This is a genomic window from Allopontixanthobacter confluentis, from assembly GCF_009827615.1.
GTDB classification, from domain to species: Bacteria; Pseudomonadota; Alphaproteobacteria; order Sphingomonadales; family Sphingomonadaceae; genus Allopontixanthobacter; species Allopontixanthobacter confluentis.
The window spans coordinates 287075-300079 of sequence record NZ_WTYU01000001.1 but is presented as its reverse complement, the minus strand read 5'-3'; the positions used below and the strand labels follow the sequence as shown (position 1 = coordinate 300079).

The window sequence follows — 13005 nt, the reverse complement described above, 5'->3', positions numbered from 1 at the left end:
AACGAATGTCTGTAGCAGGAACATATGAGTGCGTGACCAAGAGCCCGATGGGCGACCAGAAAAGCACTTTTACCGTGGTGCCAGGCGATGATGGCAAGACTTTCACCGGCACCAATGCTGGTGCAATGGGGTCCATGGAAGTCGAAAATGGCCAGATTGACGGCAACAAGCTGACCTGGAAAATGAACATGACCGTGCCCATGCCGATGACGCTGGATTGCGATGCGACGATCGACGGCGACCAGCTGGTCGGCAACGTGAACGCAGGCGCATTCGGCTCCATGCCCATGACTGGCGAACGCAAGGGCTGAACTTTTTCGGCTTAACAATTACAAGGGTGCCAGAAGCAATTCTGGCACCCTTTTTTGCGGCCGCAGCGCGCCAGCCCCTCCAGCAGAAAAATCGTGGGATCCTGCTGCGATAGAAGCGAAAATTATCTAGACATTCCCGCAATCGCAAAATATTTCACTTCCTGAAATTATCCAGGGGGGGATATGGCTCACGCCAGAATTTGCCGCGCTTCAGCGGCACTGCTGCTGCTATGCAGTTCTACCATCGCTATTGCCAAAGCTGATCAGGACGCTGCACCGCAGCCTGCTTCGCCAGAGCTGTCTGACGATAGTTCGCCAGAACCATTTGCCAGTGACGCGCACGCTGAATTGCACGCTGAACCGGACGCTGGCCCGACAGCAACCCTACCTGCACTTACGCCGGTATTCGTCATGATGAACGATGATGTCTCCACCGAGCTGAGCAAGGTAGGGGACCGCTTCGGGGTTACCGTGCTGCATGATGTGACCGATGGCGCGACTGTCGCCATCCCCAAGGGCACCACAGGCGAAGGCGAAGTGACGTTCGTCACCGGCAATGGCGGCTTTGGCAAGGCTGGCATTATCGCCATCTCCCTCCGCCATCTCGATCTCGATGGTAGGCAGGTCTCCCTCGATGGCCGATACCGCGAAGAAGGGCGAAACCAGAACGGCGCAACGGCGGCCACTTGGTTCGCAGTGGGTGTGTTTTCCGGCTTCATCCGCGGCAAGGATGGCTACATCCCCAAGGGGCGGGAATTGAAGGCCCGGACTGGCGAGGCGATTACTTACTCGCTGGCAGGCGGGTTCAACGCCGCAGCGCCTGAAATTTCGGCAACCGCGGCGGCTTCAGATGACGCACCATCAGGCAGCCTCGAACCATCGGCCAGCATCCCGACATCAGACCTCATCACAACACCAACCACCGAAAGGTAATATATGAAAATACACACGTCCCTTGCCGGTATCGGCATTGTAATGGCTGGTACGGCCCTGGCCGCCGCACCTGCGCTTGGCCAGGATATTGCCGGCGCGGCCACTACCGGCGCTGAAACCGCCTGCGAACTGCATGTCTTTCCGACCCTCGAAGGTCAGGCGCAGACAACATCGCTTCTTTCCGGCTTCGGTATCGTCGGCGCAATTGCGGATGCTGCCGCGAACAAGGATCGTAACATCAGCGAGACGGATTATCTGAAAGAAGCGCTGGGCCCGAAATTCCAGATTGCCGCGCTTGGCACAATCGACCTGGTATCAGAGTTGAAACTGCCCGCAGGGACGACCGTAACCTTTGAAGCGCCGATTGAAGACCGCAAGATTTCCACCAAGGAAAAAGCCCGCCTCACATCTTCGGCTGCGCCTTGCTATGCAGAACTGCTGGTCACGCAGAACCTGTATCAAAAGAAAGCGATTTACGGCCGCTCGCTCAATAACCGTTTCATTTTCAAGGATTTCCGCACCGGAAAGACCGAAACCAACATGGTCAAGGGACGCGGCGGTAATGGCCTGTCCCATTTCCCGCCCAAAACCACGGATGAAACAGAGGCGGCCGAAGCCGATCTGCTGGAAGCCTTCACCAAGAACTTCCTCGAATATTCCGCTGCCATCTGAATGAAAAGGGCGGCTTCGCGCTAACGAAGCCGCCCTTAATTCCTGTAACGCCAGCGAGGGCTTAACCCAGCTTCGCTTTCAGCAATTCATTGATCACCTGCGGGTTGGCCTTGCCCTGCATCGCCTTCATCGTCTGGCCGACGAAGAAGCCGAACAGCTTATCCTTGCCGCCGCGATATTCAGCGACCTTGTCAGGATTGGCTTCCAGCACCTTGTCGATCTCGGCCTCGATTGCGCCGGTATCGCTCTGCTGTTTCAGGCCTTCGGTCTCGGCAATCTCGTCCGGCTCGCGCCCGGTCCTGAGGACGATTTCGTAGATTTCCTTGGCCTGTCCGCCCGACACTGTTCCAGCGTCCACCAGTTTCAAAATCGCGGCATTGGCAGCGGCGGTATTAAATTCCATCTGCGCTTCATCGCCGAGCGACTTCAGCACGCCAGGCGCGACTGACAGGGTCCAGTTGGCAACCTGCGTCGCCACATCGGCGCCTGACTTGTCAAGCTGGCTGGCAGTTGCAGCCAGCAGCGTTTCGAAACGGGCGAATGTCTCCACTTCGGCGGTAAGCTGGGCTGCATTGTAATCCGTCAGACCCAACTCGCCGGTATAGCGCGCACGCTTGGCATCGGGCAGTTCCGGCAGGCTGGCACGGCATTCTTCAAGAAATGCATCGTCCAGTTCCAGCGGCAGCAGGTCAGGATCCGGGAAATAGCGATAATCATGCGCATCTTCCTTGCTGCGCATGGACCGGGTTTCGTTCTTGTCCGGATCGTAAAGGCGGGTTTCCTGCACCACGGTGCCGCCTTCTTCGATCAGATCCACCTGACGGCGGGCTTCCTGCTCGATCACGGCCATTACGAAGCGCACGGAATTGACGTTCTTCGTTTCGGTGCGCGTGCCCAGTTCAGCAGCGCCTACCTTGCGGACCGAGACGTTGACGTCAGCGCGCATGGAGCCTTCTTCCATATTGCCATCGCATGATCCGACATAGCGCAGAATGGAACGCAGCTTGCGGACGTAAGCCCCTGCCTCTGCAGGCGAGGTCATATGCGGCATGGAAACGATTTCCATCAGCGCCACGCCGCAGCGATTGAGATCGACATAGGACATGGTCGGATGCTGGTCATGCATCAGCTTGCCCGCATCCTGTTCCACATGGATCCGTTCGATCCCGATGGTCTTGGGCTGGGGAATACCGGCCTTTTCATCCGCTTCAATCACCAGCGAGCCTTCGCCCACGATGGGATGGTAAAGCTGGCTGATCTGGTAGCCCTGCGGCAAATCGGCGTAGAAATAATTCTTCCGGTCAAACCGCGAGAACTTGTTGATCTGCGCTTCTATCGCCATGCCGGTGCGCACCGCCTGCCGGATACATTCCGCATTAGGCACAGGCAACATTCCCGGCATTGCGGCATCAATCAGGCTGACCTGCGCATTTGGCTCTGCACCAAAAGTGGTCGACGCGCCGGAAAACAGCTTGGAATGGGACGTCACCTGGGCATGCACTTCGAGGCCGATCACGACCTCCCATTCGCCGGTTTCACCCTGGATACGGTAATCGCTCATGCCCACCACCTGTCTGGTTTGGCGCTGAAATTCGCCCGCTGTTCGATCGCAAGACCGGCGTTCATCACGCCCTGTTCGTCAAAAGCCTTGCCGATGATCTGCAGGCCCAGCGGCAGGCCGCTTTGCGTCAGCCCGGCAGGGACAGACAATGCCGGGAGGCCGGCCAGGCTGGCTGGCACGGCGAACACATCGTTCAGATACATCGACAGCGGATCGTCAGACTTGTCGCCCAGCGGGAAAGCCGCCGATGGAGTCGTCGGCGCCAGGATCACATCGCATTGTTCGAACGCTTCGGCAAAATCGCGCGCAATCAGGGTCCGCACTTTCTGGGCCTGTGTGTAATAGGCATCGTAGAAACCGGCGCTGAGCACATAGGTGCCAATCAGCACGCGGCGCTTCACTTCATCGCCAAATCCTGCTGCGCGGGTGGCGGCATACATATCCTGCAAGCCGGCCCCTTCCGGCAGATCGCGCAGGCCATAACGCACGCCATCATAGCGCGCGAGGTTGCTCGACGCTTCTGCGGGCGCGATGATGTAATAGGCTGGCAGCGCATATTTGGTGTGCGGCAGGCTGATATCGACGATTTCAGCGCCTGCATCGCGCAGCCACGCCTTGCCCTGTTCCCAGCTTGCCTCGATTTCGGCATCCATACCGTCCATGCGGTATTCGCGCGGGATGCCAACTTTCTTACCCTTGAGATCGGCGTTCAGCGCCGCCTCCCAATCCGGCACCGGCATATCGAGACTGGTCGAATCCTTTGGATCAAAACCGGCCATAGCGCCCAGCATGATGGCGCAGTCACGGATATCGCGCGCCATCGGCCCTGCCTGATCCAGGCTGGACGCAAAGGCTACAACGCCCCAGCGGCTGCACCGGCCATAGGTGGGTTTTACGCCCGTGATGCCGGTAAAGGCTGCGGGCTGGCGGATGGAACCGCCAGTATCGGTGCCGGTGGCGGCAGGTGCCAGCCGTGCGGACACTGCCGTGGAACTGCCGCCCGACGAACCGCCGGGTGCAAGCTCTGCATTGCTGTCGCGGCTGCGCCACGGCGAAATCACATTGCCGAAATAGGACGTCTCGTTGGACGATCCCATCGCGAACTGGTCAAGATTAAGCTTGCCCAGCATCCCTGCACCAGCCGCCCACAGATTGCTGGACACGGTGCTTTCGTAAGGCGGGACGAAGCCGCCAAGAATGTGGCTGGCAGCCGTGGTCTGCACGCCTTGCGTGGCAAACAGGTCCTTCATGCCAATGGGCACTCCGGCCATGCTGCCCAGCGCCTTGCCCGCAGCGCGGTCAGCATCGACTGCGCCTGCTGCTTCCAGCGCCTTTTCCGGCGTGGTGACGATGAAGGCGTTCAGTGCGGATGCAGCCGCGACATTGGCGTTAAAGGCTTCTGCCACTTCGCGGGCAGTAAAATCACCCTTGGCAACCCCGTCGCGGATGGCGGCAACGCCCAGTTCAGTCAGATCAGTCATTATTCAATCACCTTGGGCACGCCAAAGAACCCGTGTTCGGGCGCAGGCGCATTGGCCAGAACCTTGTCGCGGATGCCGCCGCCGGTCAGCGGGTCGGCATCGACCACATCGGCGCGCAGGCGCAGGGTGTTGGGAATGACCGCAGTCATCGGTTCGACGCCGCTACAATCGACTTCGCCCAATTGCTCCACCCAGGCGAGGATGTTGTTAAGCTCGGGCACCATGCGCTCAAGCTCGTCATCATCCATCCTGATGCGTGCAAGCGAAGCGATTTTCGCGACGGTTTGTTTATCTACAGACATGCAACGCGCGTTAGCCTTGGCAGCGCGCCGCTTCAAGCGGCAGATGCGTGGAGCGGTGCGTTTTACACCTGCTATTCAAACGGCACGCCGAGGGGTTTGCCATCCACGTAAATCTGGCGGCCAGTATAGGGGCGGATTTCGACTTCCGATTTTGCACCGATGTCGACTTCCTGAACTGACTCCACAGGCGCTGCTTCCACTATCTGGACCGTGGTTTGCGGCGAATAGGTGGCATTCATGTCGAGGTCGAAAGGCATCGATCGCCGGTCTTCCAGCCGCGCCATTTTGCGCGTACTGCCCGTAACCGTGCCGAGGTCCACGATGATACAGGGCCGGTTGCACAGCCACATCTGACTGGCCACATAATCGCGGACTTGCTGGCGCACTGCCGGGTCTTCGGCATCGACCCGCAGATTGGCTAGCCGCTCGTCCACCCTGTCGTCCTCTACGGTCATGCGGTAGGGGCGCTGCTTCTGGGCCAGGGCTTCCTGCGCCTTGGCCATCAGCGGCCCGTCGGATGTTTTGACCAGTTCGCGCAAGGCCGTGCGACCCGCTTCGCCAAAATCCCACCGCAGGGCGGCAAAATCAAATGTCGAAAGATCAGTCTTGCCAGCGTCCAGCCGGGCAATCTGGTTACGTGCGGAAATCGCGCCGAAATCAAAGATGGGCAGCGCCAGCAACAGGGCCAGCCCGCAGCCGCCAACCGCCAGATGCAGATTGGCCCGGCGCAGCCGGTCATGCCATCCGGCACGGCCACCGCGCACCAGCGCAACAATATAGGCAAGACCATAAGCACAGGCAAAAGCAATCGCGACCAAACCCCACAGGCGTTCGGGCGACAAGCCGTGCTGGGCCACGCGTGTGCCCATGGAAATGGCCGCAAATACAGTCAGGGGAAATATGCCGATGGCCAGAACGAAGGCGGCGAGTCGCATGATGCGCGAACCGGTCATGGCACTATCATCATCGCGGATGATGGCATTGGTCAGCACAAAGGCGCCAAGGGCACAGGCCAGCAGCACGGGCGTGGCGCTGCGCGTTGCTTCCCACAGCACTGCCGGGCCGGAGAGGATCATGGCAAGCAGGAACATCACCAGCGCAGCTGCCAGCGGCACCGCCAGCAGGGCAAGCACCACCAGCACGACTGACTGGAGTGTGCCCAATATCTTCAGCTGGTTGCGCAATGTGCCAAGTGCCGCACCAAAGGTGACACCGGTGTAAGTCCAGCCGAACCATTCCTGGTTCATGAGGTTCTTGATCACGTCGATTTTCAGCAGCTGGAACAGTTCCGACAGAACGGCGAGCAGCGCCCATGACAAAGCGACAAAAGCAAGCGCGCCCACGCCGCTGACCAGATCATTCCAGATGTGCGAATGGGTTTCGCGGTAGGGCGTATCGAAACGCGTTCGGTGAAACCCCGCCTGAAACAGGGGAAGCGCCAGTGTGGTGGCGACAATGCCGGCTGCAAAGGCGAATATTTCATCGGCCAGATAATCACCGGGGTCGACCGCCCGCCAAGCGAGCCCGGCCATCACCAGCCCTGCCGCCAGCGCCGCCAGTGCAGGGGTCAGCCAGCGGTGACGTTCAACCGCAAATGCCGCGAAAATCGACCCGAAGAAAAGAAATGCCGCCAGTGCCATCCAGCCAGGCGATTGTTCATGGCCCTGGGTAACAAAGTGGATCAGCAGAGCCGCAAGGCCCAGCAGCCCGGCCAAAAGCCATGGCCTCAGCGGCCAGTCATTATCTGCCTCGTGCGACGGGGCGGCAGGAAAAACCGGCGGGGCTGCTGCGGATTGCTGGGTCATTCGCCCTTGTCAGCGAAATTTGTGCTGACTGCAATACCGCAGCAAAGTCACTGCCGGTCAGCCCTTATGGCTGCGGCAGGGCGGCACCTTCTGCACCTTCGGCACCCTGCTGCTGCATCTGCATCATCTGCTGCATCTGCGCCATGCGCGCCTGGAAATCTTCCAGCGACATGAAATCGATCATTTCGACTTCGAACACCAGATCGCTATTGGCCGGAATGGCCACTTCACCGGTTTGCGGGTTGACCTTTTCTTCTGCGCCATAGGCTTTTTCCGCAGGAATGGTCATCTGGTACTTGCCGCCCTTCTGCATTTGCAGCGCGCCTTCCTTGAAGCCCGGGATCATGCCTTCCAGCGGCAAGGGAGCGCCCTGCCCTTCGTCAAACACTTTTCCGCTGGCCAGCTTGCCCGTGTAATTCACCAGCACCACGTCGCTGGGCGCAGGGTTAGGGCCCGTGCCTGCCTGCAATGTTTCTACCGATACGCCCTTGGGCGCTGCGAAATACGCAATCCCGACACCGATGAGGATGGCAGCAAGGACGCCAAGCCACAGCTTGGTCAGCGAACCCTTGGCAATAGGCTGAAGCGGAACACGGGTAATTTCGGTCATCAAATCATCCTGATTCGTGAAAGGTACGCCCGGAGTGACAGCTTCGGACAAAAAAGGGCAGCACATGGCAAAAAGGGCGCGGAAATAGCCGCGCCCTGATGGCTGAATGCAATGCTTGGTTCAAGCGAGTCTTTAAAATTGCGCGAATTTCAGCGTCAACCACCGAACCCGGCGCAGCTGAAAACAGGCAGACCCGCCTGGAAGACGGGGTCTTACTTGATCCCGTCACGCTCCATACGCTTGCGTTCCAGCTTGCGCGCACGGCGAACGGCTGCTGCCTTTTCACGGGCGCGCTTTTCGCTGGGCTTTTCGTAATGGCGGCGCAGCTTCATCTCGCGATACACGCCTTCACGCTGCAGCTTCTTCTTGAGCGCGCGTAGGGCCTGGTCGACATTGTTATCGCGAACCATGATCTGCATAAATTCAAACACCTCACAGCAAAGGAACAGAGCCCGCATCTGCGCGGGGGTGCGCCTACAGCTTATCAATAGAAATTGTGCCGAATCCCTTCGGAACGGCTCGAACTGGGGCGCAATTAGCCAATCCCAGCCTTTTTGGCAAGTGCCAGAACGACACACTACCCAATTGGCCGCAATATTGCCGGAGAGATTGGCCCTGATCGCGCTGATCCTTGGCAATACATGAAGTCGCAGGATGACGAAAGGCAATTGGGCGTCTAAGGCACCCGCCATGACTTCTCTTTCACCCTTGGCCGCAACGGTAAATGTCGCGATTGGCGGCGCGGCGGGCGCTGTGCTGCGGTATCAGGCCGGGCGCGGAATGACGCGCTGGTTCGGCGCGCAGACCATGGTCGGTTATCCGTGGGCCACCATTGCAGTAAATGTTCTGGGCAGTATCGCCATGGGGCTTCTGGCAGGCTATCTTGCACGGCACAGCGATGGTTCGGGCGAACAGTGGCGATTGCTGGTAGGGGTCGGCCTGCTGGGCGGCTTCACCACATTTTCCGCATTCAGCCTTGAACTGATGCTGCTGATCGAGCGTGGGCAGCCAGCCCTGGCATTGTCCTATGCGCTGGTTTCTGTTCTGGCAGGCCTGACCGGCCTTTATATCGGACTTATCATCATGAGGATCGCAGCATGAGCGAGCCCACCAATCCGCAAGCCACCAATCCGCAAGATGGCCCTTCAAGCGAAGTTCGCCAGTTCACTGTCCGCAAGGATGATGACGATGTGCGGCTGGACCGCTGGTTCAAACGGCATTTGCCGCAGATCGGCTTTGCCACCGTGTCGCGCTGGGCGCGCACCGGGCAGATCCGTATCGATGGCAAACGGGCCAAGGTGGATGACCGCATTGCCACCGGGCAGATCATCCGCGTGCCGCCGGGCGGTGACCAGCCCGATCGCGGCCCGAACGAACGCCGCCAGCTGACCGAAGAAGAAATCGAACTGGCCGATTCGATGGTCATCACGCAGGATCGGGCGGCCATTGTGCTGAACAAGCTGCCGGGCCTTGCCACCCAGGGCGGCACGGGCATGAAACAGCATGTCGACGCCTTGCTGGATGCCTATGTCGGCCCCGACGGTCCAGGCCGCGGCCCTCGTCCCCGGCTGGTTCACCGTCTGGACAAGGATACCAGCGGCGTCCTGCTGGTGGCCCGCACACCGGGCAGTGCCGCATTTTTCTCGAAACGGTTTGCGGGCCGGTCTGCCAAAAAAGTCTATTGGGCGCTGATTGTTGGCGTGCCTGATGTGTTCGAGGGACAAATTGACGCCCCCCTGTCCAAACAGCCCGGCACCGGCGGCGAGAAAATGCATGTCGATGAAGAAAACGGCCAGACGGCACGGACCCGGTATCGCGTGATCGAACGGGCGGGCAACAGCGCCTGCTGGGTCGAATTGCAGCCACTGACAGGCCGAACCCATCAATTGCGCGTGCATATGGCGGCCATTGGCCACCCGATTGTGGGCGATGGCAAATATGGCGGGCAGGACGCATTCCTGACCGGCAGCATCAGCCGGAAGCTGCATCTGCATGCACGACGGCTGGTAATCGACCATCCCGATGGCGCGCCGCTGGATGTTACGGCGGAATTGCCGCTGCATTTTGCTGCCAGCATGGAACAGCTGGGGTTCGACATCAGCCTGAGCGAAGCGCTGCCTGATGATGAACCAACGCCCATGTCGCGCGAGCAGAAAAAGCAATCTGCGCGCCAGCATTCCAAGCAGATCCGCAAGGAACGGCGCGGCGAACGGCGCGAACGCCTGGCTGGTGGCCGCAATGAAAAGGACGGCGTTGCCAAAGGGCGCCCCAAGACCGGCAAAAGCGGTCCGACCAAGGGCAAGGGTTCGCCAAAGCCAGCATCTGGCAAAACAGCGGGTGCCAAACCAGTGGGGGGCAAGCCAGCACCCCGCAAGTCGGACACGGCAAAGTCTGCACCCGGCAAGCGCGGCGCAGCGCGCAGCGCCCCAGCCAGAGGCACGCCCACGCGTGGCGGCCCGCGAAAGTCTGGTCCCACCAACAAAGGGCGCTAGATGCATCCGGCTGCCGCATTCCGCCACACTGACCATCAGCTGCACGAAACGCTGATCGAGGAAGTCGGGTTTGGCATGGTCTTCGCGCAGACGCCCGATGGGCCGCGCGTTGGCCACACGCCGCTGATTTACAGAGGCGACCTATCCACTGGCGATCAACCCATTGGCGATGGCACTGTGCAGTTCCATCTTTCAGCCCGCAATGCGCTGACCAAACATCTGGCAGGCACCACTGCGCTGCTGGTGGTGAACGGGCCGGACGCCTATGTTTCTTCACGATGGTATGATGCGCCAGACGAACCACCAACGTGGAATTACGTGGCGCTGGAACTGGAAGGGCCGGTCCGCAGGATGGACGCAGAAGGGCTTTCGGCCATGCTGGAGACATTGACTGCCCGCCATGAAGCCCGCATCCAGGGCGGAAAGCCGTGGACGATGGACAGGCTTTCACCGGCGCGCCTGCATGGCCTGATGAAAGGCATTGTCGGCTTTGAAATGGACATCAGAGCGCGGCGTGACACGGTCAAACTGTCGCAGAACAAATCTGCCGAAGAACGCAGCAATATCGCCAAGGGGCTGGAAGAAAATGGCTCTGCGGGAATTGCGCAGTTAATGCGGACATTACTGAAATGACGGGATTTTGATGACAGTCAGGCTGGCAGTTTTTGATTGCGATGGCACTCTGGTGGATGGGCAGGCAAGCATTTGCGAAGCGATGGACATCGCTTTTGCGCAAACCGGCCTGCCCGCGCCCGACCATCACGACGTGCGCCGGATTGTCGGCCTGAGCCTGCCCCAGGCGATCAGGCTGCTGGCGCCCGATGCCGAACATGCCCTGCAGGTGGCCGCGGTTGATGCCTATAAGCAGGCCTATCGCACCAGCCGCATGGAAGGCAGGCTGGAAGAACCACTGTTTGAAGGTATTGCTCAACTGATTGATCTGCTGCAATCAACTGGCTGGCTGCTGGCAGTGGCCACCGGCAAATCCGATCGCGGCCTGATCAGCTGTCTTGACAGCCATGGCATCAAAGACCGCTTCATTTCCCTGCAAACTGCCGACAGGCACCCTTCCAAACCCCACCCGGCGATGTTGCAGGCTGCCCTTGGCGATGCGCTGGCCCAGCCGGAAAATACCGTGATGATTGGCGATACGACCTTCGACATGGATATGGCGCAGGCTGCCAATGTGCGGGCCATCGGGGTGGATTGGGGCTATCATACCACTGCGGAACTCAACGGCGCCGGCGCTTCGGCAGTGGCGACATCCGCGCAGCATCTGGGAGAACTATTGTCATGAAGGACGATCTGGCCCGTAACCGCTATCTGGTCATCAGTTTCACCCGGGTGGCCGGCGTCGCGATGGTGATATTGGGATTACTGGTGAACCAGCAGGCCATCGAATGGCCCATGGCAGTGGGCTATGTGCTGATCGCGGTTGGCATTGTGGATGTATTCGTCGCGCCGCTGGTGCTGGCGCGCAAATGGCGGAGCCCGCCTGAATGAAACGGTTTTACACAGCAGTAACAGTCGCTGAGACAGAGGGCGGTTATCGCGTCTTGCTGGATGGCCGCGCAATCAAGACCGCGGCTGGCCGCGAACAGATTGCCGCGTCACGCGCATTGGCAGATGCGCTCGCTGCGGAATGGTCCAGTCAGGGCGAAGATATTGACCCACGCCTGTTCCGCTACCGTGATCTGGCGGATTACGCGATTGACATTGCCGGGCCGCAGCAGGGCGAAACTATCGACAAGCTGCTGGCTTTCGCCGAAACGGACACGCTGTGTTACCGCGCCGATCCTGACGAAGCCTTATATCAACGCCAACAAGACGTGTGGGAACCGCTGCTGGCTGCATTCGAAGCCCGTGAAGGCATCACCCTGCACCGCATCAGCGGGATCATGCACCGCGCCCAGCCAACAGAGACAATCGAAGCGCTGCGCGGCCGATTGCGCGCGTTGGACAATTTCACCCTGGCGGGAATTCAGGCCGCCACCTCATTGTCTGCATCGGTCTGCATCGGGTTTACCATGCTGGAAGATGGCGCAGATACAGCCGCCTTATGGGACGCGGCAAATCTGGAAGAATTGTGGCAGGCAGACTTGTGGGGCCGCGATTATGAGGCCGAGGACCGCCGTGCCAAGCGCACCGCAGATTTCCGCAATGCCGCGCAGTTTCTGACTTTGCTGCGCGGCTGAGCCGGGCAGCCATACCGGGAGGCTGGGAAAGGTGTTTAGCCGACCCAGTCAGCGACCTGCCCGGCAACATCATTGGCCGCCTGGTTCAGGGCAAATCCAACCGGCCCTGCTTCTGCGACAATGCCGGGAACGATGCTTTCAAACCGCCGCGTGCGGACCTGTCCGTCGCCTGATGTGCGAATTGCGTCAAAGCGGACGATGACCGACTGGCTGCGCGCATCATAGCCGAATTCGCGCAGGGTTCCGCGCAGCATATCGCCCGACACCACTGCCGCTTCATCATCATCGACCACCAGCCGGGTGGACCGCTGGCGGATGGTTTCACCCAGCAGGCGGCGGAACAGCCGGCTGGGCTTTTCCACCCATACTGCTTCTTTCAGATAGGCGATATTGGCATCATCCACCTGCACCGGCACCCGCGCCACGGCGATTTTGGCTGGCGCATCAGGTTCCGCGATGGAAATTGCCCCTGCCAATGTGCCCGATGCGCCCGCGCCTGCGGGCGCGATTGCGGTTGGTGTCAGGGTCAGCAGGCTCGGCGGCGGTTCTGCACCGAAGCTGACGCAGCCTGCCAAAACCGCTGAAAATGCGAGCGCGGCAACCGCGCCCATGTGTTTCATCTGGCGCATGATGTGCGTCTCCT

Annotated in this window: 16 protein-coding genes; 9 read left to right on the top strand and 7 right to left on the bottom strand. The window is 59.9% G+C overall.

From position 1 onward, the window contains the following. The first annotated feature begins 5 nt into the window (after positions 1-5). From GRI44_RS01390 to GRI44_RS01380, 3 genes are all read left to right on the top strand, one after another. Positions 6-311: a hypothetical protein gene (locus tag GRI44_RS01390; RefSeq protein WP_160599565.1), complete on the top strand. Its 306-nt coding sequence runs from the start codon at positions 6-8 to the stop codon at positions 309-311. Positions 312-494: 183 nt separating this feature from the next. Then, a complete protein-coding gene (locus GRI44_RS01385) occupies positions 495-1244 on the top strand; it encodes a hypothetical protein (RefSeq protein WP_160599563.1) in 750 nt (249 codons plus the stop codon). 42 nt (positions 1245-1286) lie between these two features. After that, the gene (locus GRI44_RS01380; protein ID WP_160599561.1) at positions 1287-1916 is read left to right on the top strand and encodes a hypothetical protein; all 630 of its coding nucleotides are present in this window, start codon (positions 1287-1289) and stop codon (positions 1914-1916) included. Positions 1917-1977: 61 nt separating this feature from the next. On the opposite strand, the gene gatB is transcribed toward GRI44_RS01380, so the two are convergent. The 6 genes from gatB to rpsU all read right to left on the bottom strand — a co-directional run bounded on the left by gatB (position 1978) and on the right by rpsU (position 8094). After that, complete coding sequence (gene gatB / locus GRI44_RS01375; protein ID WP_160599559.1) at positions 1978-3477, bottom strand: Asp-tRNA(Asn)/Glu-tRNA(Gln) amidotransferase subunit GatB; 1500 nt, start codon at positions 3475-3477, stop codon at positions 1978-1980. Beyond that, positions 3474-4958 carry an Asp-tRNA(Asn)/Glu-tRNA(Gln) amidotransferase subunit GatA gene (gatA, locus tag GRI44_RS01370; protein ID WP_160599557.1) on the bottom strand — a complete coding sequence of 495 codons (1485 nt, stop codon included), beginning with the start codon at positions 4956-4958 and terminating at the stop codon, positions 3474-3476. The genes gatB and gatA overlap by 4 nt, the downstream gene beginning before the upstream one ends. Then, entirely contained in the window at positions 4958-5260 is a 303-nt protein-coding gene (gene gatC, locus GRI44_RS01365) for an Asp-tRNA(Asn)/Glu-tRNA(Gln) amidotransferase subunit GatC (RefSeq protein ID WP_160599555.1), read from the bottom strand. The genes gatA and gatC overlap by 1 nt, the downstream gene beginning before the upstream one ends. A gap of 71 nt (positions 5261-5331) precedes the next feature. Further along, positions 5332-7065 carry a DUF4153 domain-containing protein gene (locus GRI44_RS01360; protein ID WP_160599553.1) on the bottom strand — a complete coding sequence of 578 codons (1734 nt, stop codon included), beginning with the start codon at positions 7063-7065 and terminating at the stop codon, positions 5332-5334. 64 nt (positions 7066-7129) lie between these two features. Further along, a complete protein-coding gene (locus GRI44_RS01355; protein WP_160599551.1) occupies positions 7130-7675 on the bottom strand; it encodes an FKBP-type peptidyl-prolyl cis-trans isomerase in 546 nt (181 codons plus the stop codon). Between the two features lie 212 nt (positions 7676-7887). After that, positions 7888-8094 carry a 30S ribosomal protein S21 gene (gene rpsU / locus GRI44_RS01350; protein WP_006834591.1) on the bottom strand — a complete coding sequence of 69 codons (207 nt, stop codon included), beginning with the start codon at positions 8092-8094 and terminating at the stop codon, positions 7888-7890. 271 nt (positions 8095-8365) lie between these two features. Between rpsU and crcB the strand changes: the two genes are divergently transcribed. From crcB to GRI44_RS01320, 6 genes are read left to right on the top strand one after another with little or no spacing between them, the layout of a single operon-like run. Beyond that, positions 8366-8776 (top strand): fluoride efflux transporter CrcB, encoded by a 411-nt coding sequence (gene crcB, locus GRI44_RS01345; RefSeq protein ID WP_160599549.1) that lies wholly within the window; start codon positions 8366-8368, stop codon positions 8774-8776. Further along, positions 8773-10167 carry an RluA family pseudouridine synthase gene (locus GRI44_RS01340; protein ID WP_160599547.1) on the top strand — a complete coding sequence of 465 codons (1395 nt, stop codon included), beginning with the start codon at positions 8773-8775 and terminating at the stop codon, positions 10165-10167. Before crcB ends, GRI44_RS01340 begins: the two co-directional genes overlap by 4 nt. Further along, on the top strand, positions 10168-10800 hold the full coding sequence (locus GRI44_RS01335) for an FMN-binding negative transcriptional regulator (RefSeq protein ID WP_160599545.1): 633 nt from the start codon (positions 10168-10170) through the stop codon (positions 10798-10800). Between the two features lie 10 nt (positions 10801-10810). After that, positions 10811-11464 (top strand): HAD-IA family hydrolase, encoded by a 654-nt coding sequence (locus GRI44_RS01330; protein WP_160599543.1) that lies wholly within the window; start codon positions 10811-10813, stop codon positions 11462-11464. Further along, complete coding sequence (locus GRI44_RS01325) at positions 11461-11670, top strand: hypothetical protein (RefSeq protein ID WP_160599541.1); 210 nt, start codon at positions 11461-11463, stop codon at positions 11668-11670. Before GRI44_RS01330 ends, GRI44_RS01325 begins: the two co-directional genes overlap by 4 nt. Continuing rightward, the gene (locus GRI44_RS01320) at positions 11667-12362 is read left to right on the top strand and encodes an ATP12 family chaperone protein (protein ID WP_160599539.1); all 696 of its coding nucleotides are present in this window, start codon (positions 11667-11669) and stop codon (positions 12360-12362) included. Before GRI44_RS01325 ends, GRI44_RS01320 begins: the two co-directional genes overlap by 4 nt. A 35-nt stretch (positions 12363-12397) precedes the next feature. On the opposite strand, the gene GRI44_RS01315 is transcribed toward GRI44_RS01320, so the two are convergent. Then, positions 12398-12991: an ABC-type transport auxiliary lipoprotein family protein gene (locus GRI44_RS01315; protein WP_232842942.1), complete on the bottom strand. Its 594-nt coding sequence runs from the start codon at positions 12989-12991 to the stop codon at positions 12398-12400. Between the last annotated feature and the right edge of the window lie 14 nt (positions 12992-13005).